A 23,545-nucleotide genomic window follows, 5' to 3' on the forward strand; every position below is an offset into this window, starting at 1 on the left:
TATTAAAATTGGTAAATTGACGAATTAGATTTTTTACTTTGGCCTTGCGGATAATTTAGAATACGTACAGTTCCTCTTCTATTTTTAGCATCAATATTAAGCAGCTCACATGTAACAATTGTTTGGTTTATTGCGTCATCCACGGTTGGATTTGCCAGATTACGACCCTTTAACCCTTTAAATTGAATACCTGGTGCAACTTCTACGAAAATCCCAGCAATAGCATCTACACCTACAATTTTACCTACAAAGCGGTCACGTCGTTTGTTTAATTCTAATAGTTTTTCCATTGGATCCGTTTCAAGTTTCTTTTTATTTCCTCTAAACTCATAGCGCCCATCCTTTTCCACTACTTTATCGATGATAAGCTCTACAACATCGCCAATAATAATATCCGCCGAACGAACGAATGAATGAGACCATTGCGAGTATCTTACTCCTACTGTTACACCATGAACTTCAACCAGAATAGTTTGTGCAGATGGAATATGTCCAGAAACTGTTCCTGTGTATACTTTATTCCCCTCTTGCTCTACTATTTCTTCATATAATTTTCTTTGCAGTGCAAGTTCTCCTGCAGTGATAGATACAACAGCAAAGTTCCCTTCCTCAGTTCTTTGGAAATGCTCAATAATAACGGGTTTTGTTTTACCTATCAGCCATTGAGGATTTTTAGGAATATTTATACCTGCCTCTGTAAGTGGACAATATGCTGTCGTATGAGTACCAATTTGCATTGTGAGCACTTGTATCCGCTCAGATGTCCCGTTTTTAGTTGGGAATAATTTTTCAGATACTATTGTAATTAAGCCTTTCCCTACAGTACGTTCACGTTTCATACGAGCTAATTCTTCTAATTCATGTTCACGTATTCTTTCAAATTGATTGAAAGTTGATTCTATAAAGATGTCCTCTAGCGTGTTATCCGGTTCAAATGCCATCCCTAGTTCTTTTGTAATATGAGTATTTACCTTATCTTCAACCATTATATTTTCCTCCTTGAACGTAAAAAAGGACACACCTGTACCGTTGGAATGGTACGTAAGGTGTGTCCTTCACGTAAGTCATGTTTTATTTGTATAATTATTAATTAAAATATAACGTTTTTATGTAATTTGTGCAAGTATTATTTTTTGAAAAGGGAAAAGTTAAAATACTATATCTAACCTTTCCTCCTAATTTAAGTTAGATTTTCCCTAAAAATATAATCTTGAATAAAAAGTTATTTTAGGTTTCTATAGGTATTAATCAAAAAAATCATCTAATTCCTTACTCATTACATTAGATGTATTTTTCTTTTGTTGCTGGTTTTTATTAAGTAGTGAATTTGTATTGTTATACGTATTCTTTTGTTTGGCTTTTAAGTTTTTTTTGCGTTCTTTATAGTCGATATGTTTATCTTCATGCTGCTCTTCATTATTTCTAGTGTTCTCTACCATATTCTTTTCTAAGTTTTGATGAACAGTAATGCTAATAGATTCGTAAACTTTTGCAACCTCTTCATCAAGTTTATTTTCTTTAGTGGGATTAACTGTTTTTGTAGCTGGTTTCAAATTAGTTTTCATATCTGTTTTTGTTTCCTCTAATACTGTGGTTATAAGTCCCTCTGTTAGAAGCTTTTTTTGCAATGGATCAGTTTCTACAGGAATTCCGAAATGAATTGGGTAATCTATATCCCTTTTTGGTTCCAGCATAGTATTAGATACCTCTTTCTTCCGTTCTGCTAGCTCCATATTTTTTTTAGGACCTACTATTTCCCTATGTGTCTCTTTTGTTATATTCGGCAGCTCGCCATTCCGTTGTAGGGCATCTTGTAATCTTGAAGCACGTGTATAATCAATTTTAAATGCGTTCTGTAGTGCATGTATAGAAGAATTCCCTGATGCCTTAACAAAGGCTACTACATCATCATATAGGATGTCTTTAAAGAAGCCTGTTTCCTCTTGCTTTGCTTCTGATTTTTCGTTTGGAATGCTATTTTCTCGTGAAGTCGTATTATCTAAATCTGTATTAGATGAAGGAGTAGTATTGATTTGAGAATCCTTTGATAATATCAACGTATTATTATTGTTTGAAATTAAAACTTTACGAGGGCTATTCCCGGTGTAAGTGCTCACAATGTGATTGTGTTCTAACTTCTCAATAAATTTTACAGCCTTTATATGGCTGATTCTGAATTTTCTTTGCAAAAGAGATGGTGAGATTTGTTGTGATTCAATAACGAATGCCTTAATTTCTTCATACAACTTATTTTCAGTTTCTTCAATAACATTTCCCTGTTGACTGACATCCTTAAAATAATCAGGAAAAGTTACATTTTCTACAGTGTTTGTTTCTATGGAATTATTTTGTTCTATTTTATCACCATGCATAGGTGGAAATGATTCTATCTGTTTTTTATTATTTGCATCTACATGTTTCATAGGATTTGATTTTGCGATAGATTCTTCAATGAGTCGAAGACGTTCAGTTTCCCAATATTGTCCAGACTTGATCTCTACTTGAATGATTGCTTGAGTAAATTCCTCTTTGGGTACAAAGTTACTAGTAATTTGTTGTACAGGTTGCACATGATTGTCTTGTACAATACGCGCAGCACAAATGAAGGCACCTTGTGCCATAATATCTCCTGGTGACATAACGACTTCTTTTAATTTTTGATATGTCGAACCTAAGCGACTAACGGGATTCTCTTGCATAGGAGAAATCCCTTGTTCGGATTCGGATTCTTTAAATTCCTCTGTTTCACCAAACATGTCAGAGAAAATTTTCGCATCATATGGTGTTACATCACCAAATATCATCTTGTTACGGAACGAACCTAGTAAAGTAAACATATACTGCTCTGTGAAATCCAAAGCTAATTGAGATAGTGTTTGACTTGCAATTGTCAGAATGACTTTATATTTACGAGATTGTGCAGGGAATTCTTTGAACGGGCGCACAACATAATCAGGGAATTCATCCACAATAATATGATGGTATGGTGAAATATTTGGTTCTCTTCGGAATACAGCATTTTGCATACTTAGTAATACGAATTTTCCTAGTACATTAGAAAGATCTGCAAGTTCTCCTTTGGCTGTATTTACTAGTAAAATACCACCTTGCTCTAGGTGAACATCAAAATCAAAATCTGATTTTCCAAATAAAACACGTCGTATTAAAACATTTGAGGCTAAATCTTTTAAGATGTTACGCAAACCTTTTACATATTCTTCTTCCCGGTCATAATGCATTGGTTTTCCACGATATTTTCCAGATTTATAAACGGCCGGTTCCCCTTGGAAACCCGTTTTTTCACGAATGGTATTATCGAACCATTCATCGATACCTTTTATAATCTTATATTCGTTTTTTTGATCACGTGAAGCAACACCACTTTGAACAAAATCATATAATTTTTCTACCTGTACTTTTAATAGTTTGTGCATACGGTGTACACGTTCTACATCGTCGTACATATCTATTAAGTCATCAAAGGTCACATCTTTTTGTGGGTTATGTAGTTTTAATAAATAAATATGTTGCTTAAGGTGGTTCCGTTGTGCTTGTTCAAAGAATGCATTATTAGATTCCGACAGACCCTGGATAACCATTGCAAAAACCTCGGCTACTTTATCAACTGGTCCACGTAAAATATTAATGTTTTTGGTATCAGGGTTTGTGGGATCAATATAATAAATTGAACTTTCAGGAATCTTGTGTGCTTGTACTAACTTAAATACCTTTTGACATAAATCATTACTCGGTTCAATAACAGTTATCCCATTTAAAAATGTTCCTTTTACTTCTTCTGTATCATAATTATTCTTTTTATACGTATTTTCAAACTTATTTATAAAACGTACCATCCAGTGTAAATCTTGATTAATCATTGGAATAATTAAACTAGATGTCTTACCAGAACCAATAGGACCAATAATAATTCCATTTAGGGTTCTATCTTTCCCCTTGATTCGAATCATTTCTTTGTGCTTAATATGAGGACCTATATCAACATCAGGATATATTTGTTCCTCTTGGCTATTAAACCACTTTTGCAACTTATGATTTTTATATTCGTATTTTTGTACCCACTTTAAGATTTCTTCTCTGTAACGGATAATATGGCCACTATACCAAAGAGTAAACAAAATCATAAATACGGTCGGTAAGAATACAAATATCATGGTGAGTGTATGGAAATTTCCTGTTAATACATCCCCTATTGCTTGATATTCACCAAAATTAACATGTTTTGCTTTATTCATAAGATAAGGAATAACTTTCGCATGGATAGGAGTAGTTGCAAACCATAAAAACTGAATATCTACTGCAATATGAGAAGCAATTAAAATTAATAACTTGCCATTTTGAAATTGTAAAGCTGGGATACGGCTGTAGAACCTAAAACTAAATTCTCCTAATAGCAAAGAGAAGAACATTAAAAATAGTGGTACATATGTAATTTCTATAGGATAAGACGGTGGTTCAAATGCATAGTAGAGTAACTGGATGTAGTTTGCTACACCAAATCCAAATGAAAGGATAAATCCGCTAAATAAGGCGATTGTAGTGTATAATGGTAATCTTTGCTTAGATGTCTCCATAAGGGTTCACCTACTTTTTAAAGACATAGTTGAGCTTTATGGTGTAATGTAAAACGATTATGAAGTTCTGGCTTGAATTGTTCCTTTGATTTTTTTAGAAAGAACTTCGCTGCATCTTCAGTTTGTTTTAAATATAAGTCAATACTATCTCCTTCACACAATTGGTTATATTCTTCTTGAGAAAGTACTGCAATATTTATCTCTAGTTTGTTATTCGCCGCAGTTTCAATTATTACATCGTACCAATAATAATTAGGTTTCCCTGGAATTTTGATATCTTGTAGGGAAACGCAAAATTTAGCTCCCCCTTCTGTAATATGTTTAAGGACTAGTTCTGGAGTTTTAAATGCTTCTCTTGCTGAGAGCACTCCCCCAGTAGTTGTTGCAAATTGTAAGTTCATTGTCATTTTCCACTTCCACCTTTCTCCATACAAAAAAAGGCAAGCGACACCCACTGTAAAAACAGCGTGTGTCGCTTGCCTTAATTTCATATGTTCTGATTTGATTGTAGTTTTGAGTGTTTAGTTCAAACGTTATTCTACCACCTTAAATAATAAAAATCAATAAAGTTATATAAAAGTATATAAAAAATAAACGATTAATATAATTCTACAAGTTTACGTCTTTTCGGATTAACGTTATTTGCAGCATGTACCATGAGCTGTTCATCGGTTGCTATATTTGTATTTTGAATGGATAGAAGTAGTACATTATCATAAGTGTCCATCAGTAGAATATCTCTAGGATTTTCACGTTTAGGATAGATAACTACAAGCGGAACGCCTTCATCTCCATCCCTTCTTGAAAACACGACATCATCTAATCTTGCAATCATTCGGTAATCATTTTCATTTCCAAAAATAAAAAAGAAATCTTGAATAGAAGCTTTATCTCTCTTGTATGTGCGTCGAAGGCCACCATCTATTGATTCTTTAAACGTTTGAATTTTTTCGACAAAAGTGTAACGCCAATTGACATCTCCTACTGTACGTTGAGATAAAGGAAAAAGAATATCTTGTTCCAAGTTTTGATTATCATTTGTTCCTAGAATGATATCTGAAATAACATCCCCAGCATCTTTCAATGAGCAAATGTGTACATTTAGATTTGGTATATTCATTAATAATTCATGATGCTTCCGCATAGAAAATAATAGATTTTTCATACGTATGTATGGCGGTTCTGCATCTTCAGCAAGGAACATTGATTTGTCGTACATAACAAAGACAACCGTTACATCCTCATTTGTTTTTTTTGCATATTCTATGTACTTCTCTACTTTTTCAACTAAGATAGAATTTGTCTCTTTGCACATGTCCATCTCAATATGGATATTTTTATCTTGGTATGAAATATGTTCATCAGGAATCAAGGCCAATTGGTTGTCCTCAATTTTTATATTTTTTTTCTGGTAAAAAGAACGAATATCCAATTCATATAATACTTCATTGGTTTGTGTCTTCTTTGTAGTCGCTAAAAGAGTACGGATCATGACTTCACGTGAACACATAGTGTGAAGAGAAGTTGTTCTTGAGTACCGTCTTTTTGAACTTTTTTTGGGAATTCTTCCTATTTCCAATAAGAATTCAATTGTCTTTTCTTTTAAGGAAAATAAAGCGCGTTTCGTAATACTGTCAGCCCTTTTATCTATTCTTTTAGTTAACATAGCTCCATATTGTGAGTACCGGTCAAGCTTTGTAAATATGCTAGCTTCAGAACATTCTCTTCCCTCAAATGCACTATATAACTGCGTGATTTGCCTTGTTGTAAGTGCCCTTTTGTAATATAAAACTGTAAAGACAAATATGTCAGCTTCTTTTAAGTGAAAATGTTTTTGGGTACCTGATCTTCTATATTTATACACTTTTTCGGACAATGCATACACCTCTTATATTGAATTAAACTAAATTAAATACTTATTATTTTTAATATACTATTACATTGATGTGGTGGTTGTAAAACCTGAAAAAATATATAAGACATTTTAATTTTTAGAGCTACTTCATTTTGTACGTTGAAGTTGAGATGAAAACTACTCTTATAAATCTCTTATAAATTATTGATTTATAAGGCTCTATTAAATCGTTTGTTTTGTTAGGACGAGCTACTACTAGATACCTAACAATAGTTATAATGAAATTCTATTTATAAAATAATGTTATGACGTCCTAACATTTATTAGATAGCCAAACTACTATTTTAATTGATTAAAATTATTCAAGATTTATAAAAAGGTTTATTGATAATAAAGAATAATTTTTTCTATCCTTAATTCGAAATTCAACTTTTTATTAGTGATGAAACGCTCTTTTCAACTTCTACTATTTGCTCAATGTAAAATTCTAACTTTTTCTTTTATGTTTTTTTCTTGTATAGAATCATAAATTCACTTAGACAAATAATATTAATTGTTTATACCAAATCATAAATAAGTTAACAATATGTCTATAGATACTTAACATATTGGTTTTAGTCAATTGAATTACCTTCACTTTTTCTTCGTTAAACAAGGAGTTATCTTAACTGAAATAATAAAATTGAACAGTTGTTAATTTTATGTGAGGTTGTAATTGCTATCATCATTCCTCCTGCATTACAAAAAATTTTATTATAATGTAAGTATCACTTTGATGTTAATAAGATGAGATTTCACTTTTAATAATCTAGTTTGAACAAATGTTTCTTTTTTATAATAGAGATGTGATTGTTAGCCTACTACTTTTAGAATGTCAAAGTTGATTTATCCTAGTACTCCCTTTTTAATATGTTGAATATTGAGGGTATTGATGCTGTTCATATGAAATTAACAACCTTTTCTACTGGCTTTTGAGGAATGAATGAAATTGACAAGGAATTGAATTCAAATGAGGAAAAGAGGATAATTTTTCTTATAACATATATAATAATGTGAACTAACAAGTACTAAGTGAAGAACAGTACATTAACATAACATTAACAATGAGTGGTCTTATAAGTGATAAATCCCGTTAAAACAGCTAGATAACAAAGAAAAACTTAGTGTGAATTGCTATAAGAATGTCTTGAAATCTACCTAGTAATATAAATACACTCGAACAATATTTATTGTTGGAATATTAAAAAAGTTTAGTTGAATTATATAAGCTTTACAAATACGGTTTACATACAAGTTTTATATAAGTGTCTTATATAAAACTTGTATGTAAAATAGATAATTTATTTTTCGGTTTAACTACGATATAAAAGCATTATTTTATACATTTTATATGTAAAGCTTATATATAAGGTGTATAAATTTTTCTGGAATTTTTATGCTAAAAAAATTGGTGGTTTTTAATCTGTTTTTTAGAATTTTGATTTGGTTTTTTAAATAATCTTTTTTGAAATGTCAATCACATGAAATTTAAGATTGATATAACATGTATACGCATTATATATAAGGCGTATACATAAACCCTTATAAAATATATATTAATTCTATTTTTAATTTTATAAGTCTTATATACAAGTCCTGTATATAAGTTTTATTTATAATGACTTGATATACGACGTGTAATGATGTACTATGTTTCTAGGAATAATTAACCAGTGTTTTAAGGGGGGGACGACTTGAACGAAGTTTTAAGTGAAAAATATCAAACAATCAAGTTTGCAGATGAAGTAGTAAACATGTTTGCTGATATACTTGAACAAGATGAGATACTCTATAGTGTATTTCTATACATAGGAAACATAGTAAATAAACAATTTCAAGAGACGAAGTACATGAGGGGCATATCTATTAATGAAATAGTGGAAAATGTAGTTATTGATAGGAGAGTAAAGAAAAAAAAGGGAAAATCCTATTCTTTAGAGGTTGAACGTACGAATATATCTAGACGTTCAGCTGAAATAAGTGTGAGTACACTATCATCAATGTCTTTAATCTATGAAAAAACCATGCACCCATATAAATTTTTGATCTCAACTTATAGAGGGCAACAAGTACTGATTGAGTTAGGGAAAAGAAAAAAGATAAATAAGGAGAGATAAAATAATGGCAAAAAACTTCTTGAAGAATGAAGTGGCAGTTAAAATGACGATGGTCGGTTTTGGTCAAGCTGGTACTAGAATGGTAGATAAATTTGCGGAATATACACATACAGATGGTACAGCAGTATATAATTGCTTAGCACTAAACAGTAATGATGGAGATCTAGCTGAATTAAAAAATGTACCCAAAAGTAATCAAGTTTCACTGAAATTAGGTGGTTTAGGTAAGAATCCTGAGCGTGCAGTAAAAGTCCTTGATTCAAATGAGGAAGCAAAAGAAAAGCTAAAAGAATTTATTACTGAACGAGTAAGACCTTCGGATGAACTTGTTTTATTTTTTGCAGGTTTAGGTGGAGGAACTGGAACTTCTACAATCATTAAGGCTATTGAAGAATTTTCGGCTTTTCATAACAAGCCAGTAATCAGACAAGAATTACAAAAAGTTGCGCAGCTATATCCAATGTCTGAAATCAAGGCGAATCAAGCGAAGTTTGCGAGAATAGCCTTTGAAAATGCTATTGAGCGCAAAGACTTTATTAAAATGGGGATTGTTGTAACTCTTCCCGTCCGAGCAGATGGGCCTGATGTATTACGACAAGTAAATAAATTTTCACAGGAAATTTGGAAATTAGCAAATGATAAATCAAAAGGTGTAGCATTTGTTGTGTTTGCTGATAACCAGCATTTTTACGATGAATTTAAGGAATTGAATGAAAATGAGAAAAAAGGTATCGCTAATTCACGAGATTATGCAAATCAACGTATTAGTGAAATTATTCATGAGTTAAATACCGCTGCTAATGGATCTGGTACATCTGTAATACTGGATTCTCAAGATTTTAAACGTATTTTACTTGAGAAAACGGGCTGTTTAGTAATTAATAAGGTTTCACGTAATATGAATCAAATAGAAAATAGCCATGCAATTATAGAAATGTTCCAAGAATCATTAAGAGGAAGCTCTTTCCATCCCCCGATTGATTTGATGAAGAAGAACGATGATGGTTCTGTTGAAGCATCAAAAGTACATCATTTTGGTATGCTTGCTATCCTAGATGAGCAAAAGAATATTAATGATTCCTTTATGGATGACGCTAAGGTAGAAGTTTCAAATAATTTACCTATAAATGGTACAGTTTTTAATGGATATTTGGTAAGTAAGAATGATTTCTTAGGAACTGTATATACCTTCTATAAAACCGATGCATTACCATCGAGATTATCTAAAGGTTTAGTTGAAGAATTTAATGAATTTAAAGAAAGACAAAGCCAAATTCAGTATAAAAAGTCTCAAATTAGTACGATTGAAAGTATAGATGAGGATGAGGATTTAGGTTTTGCATTTGGAGATTTTATTGATATGGGTAGTGACGAAGAAAATAATAATGCTGGAGCAAATGAAGATGAAGATCTAGCAGATTTTCTAGATCCAGATAAGATGTTTGGTACTACAAAATAATAAAAAAGTCTGGACTAAGTTCCAGACTTTTTTATTATTCCACTGAATCCATAAGAGATTTTATATACTCAATAATATTATCTTGTATGTACTGCTCTATGAAGAGTTGTTTTTTACTCAAGTCTTCCTCTTTTTTAAACCAGCCTGCTTTTCTAGTGCGCTCTTCCTCAGGTTTGTTATTCCATAAGCTCTCTGCTTGTTTTCTTAATTCCTGACGTGCCCTATGCTCAATAATAAAATTATCAAGCCTATCTTGGCGTTGACGCAATTTTAGCGTTTCTACATCTTCTGGTTGTGGTAACTGCTTTAATATACTTTCTACCCTCTCTTCATAATGAGATTCAATATGTTTTATTTTTTCTTCTAACTGTTTAGTTACCATTTTTTCAATAATTTCAGCAGTAGCTTGAAGGTTTAATTCAGTGGATACCTCATTTGTTTGATGTTCTGGTGAAACTGGTCTTAAATCAAATTGGTGTGGTAAAAGGTCAATAATTGCATCTAGAGACCATTTCTCATCCCTTTTCTGCTTTATAAATAGAGCAATTTCAAGATCTAAAGCATTATAGAGTTTTTCATTTGTATTTTGAGTTCTTAAAGTTTCATGAAGTCCCTTTTCTTCTAGGATATTGAACCAATTATAAACTGTATTATGATGACGTCCTACTAGTTTTGAGAATTCTGTTATCCGCCATGCTTTTTCGAAAACATTATCATCTAATATATCATCATCGTTAATTTGATGGTCTTGTTTTTCATTTTTTTGCTCAATCATTGTAACTACCTCCTCAAAAATCAACTCATAAATAACTAATTATAATTAACATGTGAGCTGAGATTAACATGTTAGCTAGTATTTCGATAATATAAGTAAAAATCCCTACCAATCCAGTGAATTACATGAAATATAGAATTAACATGTAAACATATACTTGTTAACAGAACATTAACGTTCAGTATAGAATTCGGTGAATCAGTAACTTTATTACCAATTTGAAATATATAATTGGTAATGTTTTGTTAATGGGAATATATATATTATTGTAGTAGCGCTATTGATAGTTGCTATGAGATTAACAAATTAGGCTACTTAATATTAATGATAAGGAAATAAAGCTATTTTGTAAATAAGTTATAAGGATATAATCCGGGTATATAACGGAAAATACAAAAAGTAACGCCCAAAATCTAATTATCACGTATAAAAACTAGTAAAAAGTAAATAATATTAATGTAGAGTTAGTATTGTTCAATAAACAAAACGGTATTCAAGGATATAGGAGCACAATCATAATACTTCGAAGAGGTTCGTCCTACTCCCTATTTACTTGCTACATAAAAGTTAGGATCTACTTATGTATATTAATTTAGTGTAGAATGTACAATTTAAGTTGTATATTGCATGTCGTGATAGAAATTTATGTAGTCAGTATCAACAAAATGATCTTTATCAGCATTAAAGAACAGATTGAGCCCGTAAGTTGACATTAACATGAAACATGACATTGACATGAAACTGATACTACAACCACCTACTAATAACATACGAACACCTATTGTTAATGTTTTGTTAACTATAATAGATATAGATCAACCCTTTGTATACATGTTGATCTAAAAAGATTACCTTTTAACATGAAATGTGAACCATAAACGAAGGATTTTATAGATAATTTTGAGGAAGTTTTTAAGATACTAAGGTTCGACTCAGAATACTAGCATAATCCAAGTGATGTATTTTGTAGATATCCGATTTATAGTGTACGTTTGCATATATTAATAAGTTCATAAATAAGACAATGAGATTGATATGTTAACGAAAATTAGATAAGCATACTTCGAATATCCATAAAGACAACATTGACATGAAATGAGAGATTGCTATGAGATTAATACGACATTAACAAAAAAACATCCAAACAAAGGATAAATCATCCTAATTGTTAATGTCATGTTGATCAGAAATAGAAACTGCCATTTACATTTAGAGATATTAGTTATTCTAATGGGTGTTTATGACTTAGATACCCATTAAAAAGTTAATAAAAGTAATTAGTAATAAAATATAGCATGCGCTGGTTTGTTAGTTATTACATTCCAGTAACTAATGATAATAAATGTAGATCTACTAATTGGTTTTACTTTAATTTATATCTGAGTATCATCGGATTGATATAACATGTAAAATATCAATATGAAATTAACATCTACACATTTTTGTTTCATTTCATATCAATGTCGGTTTACATGTTAATTTCATTCAAGGGTATTAGTGTTAGTTAATTGTTTATATGACATTAACAAATTCGGGTTGTGTACTTCAAATTGTGTTAAAAATTAAATGGAGATAGACTTTCTTTGAAACCTTCTTGATCAAGGGGTTTTATAAAAAGAACGGTGTAGCATATTGGGAGTTTTAGTTATAAATAGCAGTTGTAATACTTAGGTATACGACTTATTTATTTGGGCATACTATAAGTATGAGTTCTTTTCTATGATAAAAAAAGTGCAGCTAATATCTTTACAATCTATAATTATAGATTGTAGTTTTTATAGTATTTGAGTAGAAGAAATGATTTTGTGCATCATTCAAATATAAGTATATACTAACTAGAAGTCATTTTAATTGTTACAAGAAAAATATGTTGTGGATGTATATTCATCATTAGCGTGCTTTTTTGTCTAATAACTAAAATAGGAACTTACAAGCTATTTTATAATATTTGTTTGCGAAATAATGTAATTAATAAATTAGCTTAGGTATGAACTGGATGGGTTAGTTTAACTTGTATTCATCTCTCAATATGAAATTTCATGTCAATGTCAGTTGATATGTTAATATCAACTGAACATGTTTATGTCGCCTGATTGTTTACATAACATTAATATGTTTTAGTCGTTTACTGTTAGTTATGCTATGAGTACTATAAAGATTGTTTTATATCTTAAGTTCCCTAAGGCGAGGAATATATTAAATGATTGTTTTTTACTTTTGAAATTCAGTTGTAAATAAAAAAATGAAATTTTGGTATAAAAATCTTTTACTTAAATATATCAATAGTATTACCTGAATTAGGTGATTAAATGACATATGCAAAAAAAGAAAAAGGTTAATCAATTAGAAGCATTATTTTTGTGACTTTAATTAATAATTGCGAAGTAGTATTGACATTTAGATATTATAGAGATAATCTTATACATAAGTTTTATTGATTAAAATTAATATACGAATCGAGAGATATTTAATTCTTGCTAAACGGACACACCGAGGGCATATACCTGCCATTGGTGTGTCTTTTTTTATTTAATAACTAGAAAATGATAAGGAGAGTATTAAAGGATGAATGAAATTATTAGTGAAAGCAAAAGAAGATTTGATAAATATTGTAAAGATAATCAAGTTTTTGAGGAGAGAATTAATTCTCTTATTAACTACTATTTTTTACTGCTTGCTGATCGTGTAAACATTTTACAAGATAGAGAATTTAATAACGAGGTCGAAGAGAAGCAATTTAAAAGCAATCTCAAAAGATTTGAAACATTATTTCCAGCTGCTGCTAAGAATGCATTTCTAAAAGGATATCAGCTTGGCTTAGAGTTTTTCAAACATCCAGAGACAGTGATTCCGGATTCTCTATTTATAAATCCTAATTTTGTACAAGATATTCCTTTTGCGATTGTAAATGCAGCGGAATTTAGCATTTATGAATTAGTTCGAACGGATGAAACACAAGAATTTAGTGTATTTGCTGTTCGAACGTATGAAGGCATTAAACCCATAATGGAGCAAGTATTTTGTGAAATTGCATTGTTTGGTGCGGAAATTTCGCTTGAGCATGAACGTGAGGAAAGAGGACTGAAAGTAGTTGAAGGAAAAACAACTACTTTTACAAATGTTCCAGTAGATCGTTTATTTACAATTACTCCATCTGTAGCTGCTAATGTTGTGCATGCGGACGGCCGCTGTGAAATCTGGAGTCTAAACTGGAATACAAAACTAACTTTAGATAATCCTTTTATTGAATTAGCACAAGTAACCATTGTTTACAAAGACAAGACAGAAATACAAAAAAATCTTCGGGATGGATTTATATATGAACAAAGTTTATTTAGTGCGATACCGTTAGAAGAAATAGAGGATCGTTTAGAGGTTAGAGTCAAATATAACCTTATTGATAATATGCCATGTAATTTGGAGGGGTTTGAAATAGAATCACTTCTCACCGAACTATTAACAAAAATACAAAACGCAACAAAAGTGCCTTTTGAAAACATGCTATTACTTTAAAGTGATTTTCTATCAAAGAGGAGTTTTTCATAATGAAAAAGATTGTATTAGCTATTAGTGATACTGTGTATACGGCATATTTACGTGAGGATTTTGTTGGTGCAGGATTTGAAGTAGCTGATAGTGATGTCATGCACATAAAGTATTTAGATGAAATTCTAGATACGGAGCAACCTGATATTCTATGTATTAATGACAAACGATTAAATATTGATGCGGGACATGAAGATAAGCGAGAATTAATTATTTTACAGAAGTTAAGAGACATTCGCTTTCAGCGAGATATTCGCATAGTAGTATTTACAGAGCGTGAAAATAATGATGAATTTTTAGCGAAACTGATTTATCTAGGTATCTATGACATTTTTAACTCTCGTAAAATTGATATTGATAATAAAGTCATCCCGCAGCTGCTACAGGAATCTGATATTAAAAATGTGGTGGAAATTGTAGGAGCAAGTCAAGCACCGCAACATACGAAATTGCCTGAAGTTCCTTTTGATGAGGAAGAAGAGAAAGTATCAAGTGAATTAGAGGAAGGTAACAACAGTGAATCACACTCTACTTTAAAATTATTTAAAAACAAACAAAAGCGTAAGTCTATTCAGGAAGAAACGCCAAAAGCGCCAATTATAAAAAAACAGTATAAATTGGCTTTTGAGCCAGTATATGAGAAACAAATTGGTATTGCTATTCCAAGAAGAACAATTGTTGTGGCCAACATGAATAGGAGAAGTGGTGCCACTTTTGTTTCACATCTTTTAGCCGCTTACTTAAATGAACTACAGATTGATGTGAATTATATAGAGAATCTATATGATGATGGTTATACGTATCCGTTATTAAAGGGATATACAGAAGCGCCAGAAAACTATCGTAGTGAATTTATGTTGCAGCGATATAAAGAGATGCTACAGAAGGAATCTGATATATTATTAATTCCAAAATGGAAGCAAGGAAGAATAAATTATATTGTAAAGAATCCTATAGTTGACCAAGAGCTTCAAAACGAAACAGAGCAGGACCTCGACCATTTTATTAAGGTTTTATTGGCCAACCAAGAAGCACCTATATCTATTATTGATGCAGGGAGCGATTGGGATAAAGATTTATACCATGAGATATGTGAAATGGCGGATTACATATTCTTTGTAGCGGAACCAGATCTGCATCAATTGCTAAAGATAGCGCATCCTCTTACACAAAAAGAGAGAAAGCTCGTTTCTTACTTAGGTTTAGAGAAAGTGAGGATCATTGGGAATAAGTTTTCTCCTGTACTTTTAAAGCATGAAATAGTAGAAGAATGCTTTGGAGATAAGGTATTAACTGCTTTACCACCATATGAAATAGAAGATGTGTTCGAGTCACAATTGAATAGTAGTACGTTACTATCAAGTCGCAACTATTATAAAGAGTTAGAAGGAATAATGAAGGAAATAGCAGAGTTATTGCTACCAAATCAATTGTTGAATTCCAAAAAAAGTTCCATTTTAAGTGGATTTCGATTTCGAAAGTCTGAAAGTTAAGGAGGCTGAAGAGGAATGCAAAAGTTTATTGTTGCAGCAAGTATGTTGCTGTTATTTGTAGGTTGTCTATTCTTTGTAACTGATATGGTGATTGGAGATACAACACATACTGATAATAAATCGTCTTTAGAAAGGGGAGGCGAGATAGCTGTGGCTAAGTCTGTAAAAGTAGGTACTCTGCGTGCAGAAGAAGAAATAGCTATTGATCCAGAAAAAGCGAAACAAGAGTTTGAAAAGGCGTATAACGGTAATGCGGATTTTAAAGATCCCGCTTCAAAACGTAACTTCACTGTACATGATGTACAGGAAAAACCAGCAATGATTGCTGTCGAAGGTGATGCAGAAGCTGCTAGTTATTTTAAGCAATTTGATGAAAAAAAAGAAACGATAAAGAGTAAAGCGAGAAGTATTATTATTTATGATGCAAATGGAAAAGAAAAACAATTAGGTGGAAACGTAAAATAAAGAAAAAGAGTAGGTGCATTAAAAATGCAAAATACAGTAACTACGGCTCTATTCCTTACCTTTTCTTTATTATTAATTAGCCTTTTACCCGAAGGCGTTTTGTATGGAATACAGTTAGTGAAAGCACATAACTTTGCTGCTGATATAGTAGAAATCGCAGAAAATAAGGGTGGATTTCAATATGATTACAATGGAAAAAGGGTGGATTTAGTCCCTGGGATAGAGAAAAGAATGAAAGAAGAAAAGATGGATGGATGGAAGTATGAGTATACAAAGGGACGCATCGATCATAATCAATCCCTTTCTTTTAAGGTGAAAACAGAACACCATTTCTTCATATTTAAGCTGATTGGTGTAGATGGCATAAAAGCTCCGATATGGGCGAGTAAAGAGGGATTGGGACAAGTATATTTTAAATAATGAAAATTCTAAGATTTGTACTATAAAAGACTATGCTGAAAAGTATAGTTTTTTGCCAGGAAAATATACCTATATAGAACAGAAGTTATAAAAAATGTTAATTAATTAATTTGTATGTTAAATTATCTGGATTTTATGTTTAAATTAGGTACAATAAAAGAATCTATGAAAAATTAATATATTTGGAGGAACAATCAATGGCTAACAAATTTTTAAAAACAGCAACAGCACTAACAATTATGGGTACATCATTACTAGGAGCAGGAGCATTTACTGCTAAGGCTGATAACACAGACTCATTAAAATTCAATGATGTTCCAGCAAATCACTGGTCTACAAAAGCAATTTATGATTTAACAAATCGTAAAGTAGTGCAAGGGTACGGAAATAATATCTTTGGCTTTGGTGATAATGTAACTCGTGGGCAAGTTGCTCGTATGATTTATATGTACGTAAAACCAGCAGATGCAGATGCTAGCCTCAAAAATCCTTTTACTGATATTAAAGGACATTTGTTTGAAAAAGAAATCTTAGCACTTGCTAAAGCAGGACTTGTAAATGGCTTTGGTGATGGGAAGTATGGTCCAGATGATATTTTAACTCGTGAACAAATGGCACAAGTACTTACAAATGCTTTTAAATTTAAGGCAACGAAAACAACAAAATTTGCAGATGTTGATAAAAATTCTTGGTCTTACGGTGCAATTAGTGCATTAGAGGAAAATGGGGTTACAATTGGTACTGGAGGTAATATGTATTCTCCAAAAATGTTTGTAACACGTGAAGCGTATAGTCAATTTTTATATAACTCTATTAATGTAATTGAAAAAGTGCAGAAGCCAGAAGTAAAACCAGATCCAAAACCTGAAACAAAACCAGAAGTAAAACCAGATCCAAAACCTGAAACAAAACCAGAAGTAAAACCAGATCCAAAACCTGAAACAAAACCAGAAGTAAAACCAGATCCAAAACCTGAAACAAAACCAGAAGTAAAACCAGATCCAAAACCTGAAACAAAACCAGAAGTAAAACCAGATCCAAAACCTGAAACAAAACCAGAAGTAAAACCAGATCCAAAACCTGAAACAAAACCAGAAGTAAAACCAGATCCAAAACCTGAAACAAAACCAGAAGTAAAACCAGATCCAAAACCTGAAACAAAACCAGAAGTAAAACCAGATCCAAAACCTGAAACAAAACCAGAAGTAAAACCAGATCCAAAACCTGAAACAAAACCAGAAGTAAAACCAGATCCAAAACCTGAAACAAAACCAGAAGTAAAACCAGATCCAAAACCTGAAACAAAACCAGAAGTAAAACCAGATCCAAAACCTGAAACAAAACCAGAGGAAAAACCAGAAGTAAAGCCAGACCCAAAACCTGAAACAAAACCAGATACAAATTTACCATCAAGCATAGATAAAGGTTTAGTTACGGAGGAAGTTACGTATAATCCAAACGCTATGAAAAAACCGATAGCTCAAAAATCCATTTCTACTGAAGCACAAAATCTTATTAAGAGTGTGAATAGTAAATATGGTACTAACCTTAAGTATGCGGATTTAAATGGAACAATTAGACTGGTTGATAAAAATATGTACTTACCAGCAGGTACAATTGGTGCACAAGTTTATATTGATGCGGTAAGTGAAAATGATTTTAAAATTATTTTCCTAGATAATAATGAAGCAACTATTGAGTTAGCTAAAAAGTGGACTACGATGTTAAATTCAGATTTAGTTCTAGATAAAGAAATTCAGGAAACTGTAGATGCTCAAGAAATTAATAACTATGAAAAAGGAAAGTATAAAGTTCGTGTAGGGCACTCTACAGCTGATCATATGATGTACATTCAAGTGCGTGTATAATATTATTGCATTTAAAAATTTAATTGTTATATTTAAATATTTAGTATAACAATTAATGAATATATAATTTATTTACGTAAAGGACACACCTTACGTACCTACCAAGGTACGGGTGTGTCCTTTTTTATGTTAAAAGGAGAGAGGTTATGAGACTACGAAAAAAGATATTATTAACTTGTGTTTCGGTGATATTGGTATGGCCATCAGTAGCAAGTGCAAATAATGGGGATATTCCATTTTATAATGGAAATGAAGACACGTCTGTAAAATCACCTGAATTACAATTGAATGGGAAGCTACTTAGACCAGGAAGAGGTTATAAATCAAAAGAGTTCAATTATAAAGCAAATGTACATTTTCCTGCTGTGTATAATGGTTCCTTTAATTGGGGAAATTCGAGGGAAAACCTTATCCAAAATGAAGACCATTCAGAACCCTTTGTTCGCATTTCAAATGATGGTTACATTAATCCTTCAGTTACAGTGGGAGACCGTATGGTAACCGAAATGGAGAGAATTACAAACGATATAATTGCAAGTAAATATTGGGGTAACCCTGAATTCGTTTTAAGAAATATAGTTCCGCATAGGATTAAAAATGAATTTTCAGATAAATCTTATGGAGAGTTCTATTGGATTAGGGACATTGCCTATCTTTCTGGCGGATACGCAGGTGCTGGTGGTGTAAATGATGTGAATAGGTATAGCTTGTGGTATGTACGCACAAGTAAACCTCAAATAAAAGATTTTAAAGCTACGAGTGGGAAAAAAGATATACCCGTAAAATTTACATTTAACGGTTTTGAATATGTAAGTAAAAATAAAGGATACAATGACCGAGATCCTAATGGAACAACAGTAAATCCTTATCAAAGAGCTGCAGGTGAACGTAATCGAGTCAAGTGGATTCTTGATATTATAAAAGATGGCGAAACTGTTCATCATCAAGAAAATTACTTACGTTCAACTCCACAAAAAGATAACCAAAAACCAAATGAAGGAGATGCAGGGCAATTTAAGTCAGAAGAACTAAAGTGGCAGCCACAAATGTGTGGCCGATATACTGCGAAAATTAAAGTCCTTGATGCTGTTCAGAGGGAATCAAACGAGAAAACTGTTGATTTCACCATAGATGGTAACTGTGGTACTGAAGTAACACCTAACCCAGATCCAGGAGATGAAGATGATTTTAAGTATAAAATTGATTTTTCTGCTGATCGAATTGAAGGAGAAACAGCAAGAGAAGGAAAGAATATCAAAACAAGAGTAGATGTATCACGTGATAATTTTAAACTAGAGCGTGATCAATATAGAGCAAAAGTAAACAACAATATTAATAAGTCTCAACAAGAAATAAACAGCACTGAATCTGATAGAGATAGTGCACAATCCAGCTTAAGTTATTGTCGTCGTAATCCAATTCATGAAGTAGATGCCGAGGGAAAGGACCACTATTATGATAGAGACTGCTCTTGGGAAGAAAATAAACTAGATAGTGCGGCAAGTAGGCTAGATAATGCAAGGCAGAAACTAGAAAAAGAGAAGAATAAAATTAAAAAGTTAGATGTATTAGAAGAAAAATATATGAATCCTGAAACAGTAGTTGTGTTAAAACATAACGGACAACAAGTAGCTTTACAAAAGGTAAGATTAACTGAGGGAGAAAAGAAAACCCTGAACCTTGACTGGCAACATAAAGGTAAAGGAACAATTCAAGCGGAAATTAACCCTGCTGGTAATCGTATAGACATCGAGGAAACTACGTACAAAAATAATCCTATTAAAACAGCAATCTATGAGCCTTCAAAAGAAAAGGCAATGTGTGGTGTAATGAGTGTAAAAGGTGTAGTAGAAACAGTAAGTGAACGTGTATCAAAAGAAGATATAACTGGGGAAATGTATTATGAAACTTTGACAGGGAGTATTGGTAATTTAGCTCCTTCTAAGCTACATTCTGGTTATGGATTTTCGTATGAAGTAAACGGTAAGTACAAAAATGATTGGAATGCGAATTACCCTGGTGTATTTACTGCTGCTAAGGCACAATACCCATTTGCAGACGAAGGATTAAAGTCTACTCAAGATTTAGAGAAGAAAGAACTTAAAGATACTACAGCAAAATTCCTACCTAAAAATATGTATTTATCTGAAGCAACAGGACATGTTTTTGATAGTAAAAGACCAACTAAGTCTTTATATTGGGATGGACAAGAGAAAATCATTGATGGTGGCCAAAAATGGTATTCACCACTGAAGACAAAAGATGGTGTATACACTTTTAATGTAGAAACAGCTCCAGCAGGTATCAATGAAATGAGTTTATGTTTAACTGAGCAAGTAGAGATTAAGGGTGTTGCGTATGATGATTTCATAAAAAGAAGAGTATTTCCTGACGATCCATTCCCTGGAGGAAGTGGAGTTGGTTGGAATTGGGTTGGTAAGGAAGACGTACTTTATAAATTAACAGATTGGTATTACATGAGAAATAGGAAATGAGAATAAAATATAGTATAATTAGATGAATCAACACAATAAGATATCCTTCTTAAACTAGTAGCTGAATGGATAAACCAAAGGCACATCCCTTAATGGGATGTGTCTTTTTTTTGTAGAAAGGGGAATATTGAATGGATAAAAAGAAAAAACAACGTATGAAACGTGTAATTTTCATTGGAATTATCGTAATGATTGCATCGTTATATATTGGAAGTGAATTTCAGGATCGGAATGGGAAAAGTTATGCTCCTGCAAAATATTTTGAAACAGGAACAAAATTGATTTCGTTTTAATAATAATTTTGCCTCTTGCATCAACTATTGTGAAAAGTATTTCCAAATGATCTCTTCTTTTCTCCATAAAATGAAAGAGAAAGGATAGCAACCGACACCTTGGAATATTCAGTTGTGTTAGATTAATTACAACATATTTTTGGGATGCTTAATAGGTTAGAAACCTTGTTATAACAGGGTTTTTGGAGCGAGATTAATTATCGATTACGTGGTTTTTAAATAGAAAAAACAGATATTTTTTAGAAATGATTGACATGAAACTATATATATCATAATATTGAGATTGTAATATTAAAGAAAATAAATCCAACATTTTCATATAGACTTTAGATTAGCTAAAAGGACACACCTAAGGCGTTTTACGCCATAGGTGTGTCCTTTTTTGCGTTTAAAGGCTACATAAGGAGGAATATAAACATTGAAGCCGTCTAAGTTTCAAAAGAAGCAGATTACAGCGGTAGGTTTAGCTGCTATAACAGTAGCGGGTATCTATGGATACAATCATTTTGCAGTAGAAAATGCAGTAAAACCAACAAAAGTTGTTGTAGCTGCAAAGGATATACCTGCGCATACAGAGATTAAAGAAGAAATGCTAGTGGAACGAACATTACCTGGTGATGGGGTTCCTCCAAATGCATTACGTGTAAGTAAAAAAGAGGTTATAGGTAAGTGGACAAATGATGGGCAGCCAATCACCGAAAATAGCTATCTTTTTAAAAATAAAGTAGTAAAGAAAGAGGAGTTACCTGACTCTGCCATTTTAAATTTGAAAGATGGAGAAGTTGCATTCCCGTTACTCGTTGATTTGGAAACAAGTTCAGGTAATAGTATCATTCCTAACACTTATGTGGACTTATATTTTAAGCAGGTTGTGAAGGACGGGGACAATGAGAAGGTAGTATTCGGTGGTCTTTTCCAACGTGTACGTGTTACGGCTGCAAAGGATAGCAATACAGAAGATGCATTTGTACTAGAAAAGAAAGAATCAAAAGAGGAACAAGAAGGAAAACAAAAGCCAAAAGTAACGCGATTATATACATTGGCTGTTTCACCAGAACAACTTCAATATCTAAATCGTGCGAAAACACTTGGAGATGTAATTCCTGTTGCAGTTGGACAAAAGGTAGAACAAACAGGGAAAGAATTAGAACCAGCAGAAGGATTCTCGCAAATATCTGATCAGAAAAATATTTTAGACTATGTAGAGAAGCATTCAACCAACCCCATATCTAAAAGTGTAAAAGAATATGTTGCACAGTATCTGAACGAATCAAAATAAGGAAGGGGCTTTTAAGATGGACCGGCAAGTAAGAATGGTTGCCTTTTATGCGACAAACGAAAACGTAGGAAAAAGTACGTTAAGTATTGCGATGGCAAATGAGTTAGCTTATTTAGGGAAAAAGGTGCTTTATGTAGAAGCGGACCAAGTAAGACCAAACTTCGCGGTTGGAACAGGTCTTAGCCATGAGAGTAAAAATATGCTAGGGCTTGTAAGAAAAGAAAATGAATACAATCTCTTGCAGTATATTTGTACCAAGCAAGATTTACTAGAAAAAAAAGTGAATCCAAGGTTGACGCAAAAATTACACGATAAGATGGATTTTCTGGTGTTTCCATCAGGTTATAGTTTAACTCAATTTCCAGAGATTCAAAACAAAGAATTGTTTGTAACGACATTTATCGAATCACTTGTAGATACAGAATATGACTACATCATCCTATCGGTACCAACTGAATTATCCGAGGTGCTTAGTTACCCAATCCTATACCAATCAGACCTTGTTGTTCATGTGCTAAATGGCAACCCTCGTGGTGCGTTAGCAATTAAAAGAGAATTACAACTAATAGAAGAAGCAAAGCTAACATTACCTCGTATGATTCATGTTTTGAATATGGGAGACGAGGACTATGTAGAAGATATTGAAAAGCTTTCTTCCCAAAACATTGCAGTGACAATTCCGTATGACAGAGATCGTACGAGTTATGAATGGGGGATGCAATTTGGTTCCCCGCAAATTAATGCAAAGGTCCATCATATTATGGAAGTAGCTGGTCTTAATATTCCATCCCAGCACTCCTCTATGAAAAAGGGTCTCTTTGGTTTACGAAATTAAAAAGGTGGCAAGTA

At 32.2% G+C, this 23,545-nt stretch carries 16 protein-coding genes; 11 read left to right on the top strand and 5 right to left on the bottom strand.

Translation table 11 applies throughout. The annotated features are described in order from the left end of the window. Positions 1-2: 2 nt before the first annotated feature. From NST27_RS28585 to NST27_RS28600, 4 genes are all read right to left on the bottom strand, one after another. Complete coding sequence (locus NST27_RS28585) at positions 3-986, bottom strand: hypothetical protein (RefSeq protein ID WP_000228952.1); 984 nt, start codon at positions 984-986, stop codon at positions 3-5. 258 nt (positions 987-1,244) lie between these two features. Next, positions 1,245-4,592, bottom strand: coding sequence for a DNA translocase FtsK (locus NST27_RS28590; protein ID WP_061661804.1), 3,348 nt, complete (start codon positions 4,590-4,592; stop codon positions 1,245-1,247). 17 nt (positions 4,593-4,609) lie between these two features. Continuing rightward, positions 4,610-5,083, bottom strand: a complete 474-nt coding sequence (locus tag NST27_RS28595; protein WP_002006391.1) for a hypothetical protein — start codon at positions 5,081-5,083, stop codon at positions 4,610-4,612. Between the two features lie 107 nt (positions 5,084-5,190). After that, positions 5,191-6,468: a replication-relaxation family protein gene (locus tag NST27_RS28600; protein ID WP_061661803.1), complete on the bottom strand. Its 1,278-nt coding sequence runs from the start codon at positions 6,466-6,468 to the stop codon at positions 5,191-5,193. Positions 6,469-8,180: 1,712 nt separating this feature from the next. On the opposite strand from NST27_RS28600, the gene NST27_RS28605 reads away from it, so the two are divergent. Beyond that, positions 8,181-8,603, top strand: a complete 423-nt coding sequence (locus NST27_RS28605; protein WP_001006726.1) for a hypothetical protein — start codon at positions 8,181-8,183, stop codon at positions 8,601-8,603. A gap of 4 nt (positions 8,604-8,607) precedes the next feature. Beyond that, positions 8,608-10,062 carry a cell division protein FtsZ gene (locus tag NST27_RS28610; RefSeq protein ID WP_001097031.1) on the top strand — a complete coding sequence of 485 codons (1,455 nt, stop codon included), beginning with the start codon at positions 8,608-8,610 and terminating at the stop codon, positions 10,060-10,062. A 34-nt stretch (positions 10,063-10,096) separates the two neighbouring features. On the opposite strand, the gene NST27_RS28615 is transcribed toward NST27_RS28610, so the two are convergent. Beyond that, positions 10,097-10,837, bottom strand: a complete 741-nt coding sequence (locus NST27_RS28615) for a MerR family transcriptional regulator (RefSeq protein WP_000572539.1) — start codon at positions 10,835-10,837, stop codon at positions 10,097-10,099. Positions 10,838-13,402: 2,565 nt separating this feature from the next. Between NST27_RS28615 and NST27_RS28620 the strand changes: the two genes are divergently transcribed. From NST27_RS28620 to NST27_RS28660, 9 genes are all read left to right on the top strand, one after another. Continuing rightward, positions 13,403-14,350, top strand: coding sequence for a hypothetical protein (locus tag NST27_RS28620; RefSeq protein WP_001002555.1), 948 nt, complete (start codon positions 13,403-13,405; stop codon positions 14,348-14,350). Positions 14,351-14,382: 32 nt separating this feature from the next. Continuing rightward, positions 14,383-15,876 carry a hypothetical protein gene (locus NST27_RS28625; protein WP_061661848.1) on the top strand — a complete coding sequence of 498 codons (1,494 nt, stop codon included), beginning with the start codon at positions 14,383-14,385 and terminating at the stop codon, positions 15,874-15,876. A 15-nt stretch (positions 15,877-15,891) separates the two neighbouring features. Next, on the top strand, positions 15,892-16,341 hold the full coding sequence (locus tag NST27_RS28630) for a hypothetical protein (protein ID WP_001168897.1): 450 nt from the start codon (positions 15,892-15,894) through the stop codon (positions 16,339-16,341). 24 nt (positions 16,342-16,365) lie between these two features. Further along, complete coding sequence (locus tag NST27_RS28635; protein ID WP_061661849.1) at positions 16,366-16,761, top strand: DUF4320 family protein; 396 nt, start codon at positions 16,366-16,368, stop codon at positions 16,759-16,761. 197 nt (positions 16,762-16,958) lie between these two features. Continuing rightward, positions 16,959-18,629: an S-layer homology domain-containing protein gene (locus NST27_RS28640; protein WP_341035308.1), complete on the top strand. Its 1,671-nt coding sequence runs from the start codon at positions 16,959-16,961 to the stop codon at positions 18,627-18,629. A gap of 146 nt (positions 18,630-18,775) precedes the next feature. After that, positions 18,776-21,124 carry a hypothetical protein gene (locus NST27_RS28645; RefSeq protein WP_061662012.1) on the top strand — a complete coding sequence of 783 codons (2,349 nt, stop codon included), beginning with the start codon at positions 18,776-18,778 and terminating at the stop codon, positions 21,122-21,124. 131 nt (positions 21,125-21,255) lie between these two features. Further along, positions 21,256-21,417 (top strand): hypothetical protein, encoded by a 162-nt coding sequence (locus tag NST27_RS28650; RefSeq protein ID WP_000358416.1) that lies wholly within the window; start codon positions 21,256-21,258, stop codon positions 21,415-21,417. Positions 21,418-21,835: 418 nt separating this feature from the next. Further along, entirely contained in the window at positions 21,836-22,696 is an 861-nt protein-coding gene (gene cpaB / locus NST27_RS28655; RefSeq protein ID WP_061662011.1) for a Flp pilus assembly protein CpaB, read from the top strand. A 16-nt stretch (positions 22,697-22,712) separates the two neighbouring features. Then, positions 22,713-23,531 (top strand): AAA family ATPase, encoded by an 819-nt coding sequence (locus NST27_RS28660; RefSeq protein WP_061662010.1) that lies wholly within the window; start codon positions 22,713-22,715, stop codon positions 23,529-23,531. Positions 23,532-23,545 lie beyond the last annotated feature (14 nt).

Source organism: Bacillus sp. FSL W8-0770 (genome assembly GCF_038008705.1).
Taxonomy (GTDB): Bacteria; Bacillota; Bacilli; order Bacillales; family Bacillaceae_G; genus Bacillus_A; species Bacillus_A cereus.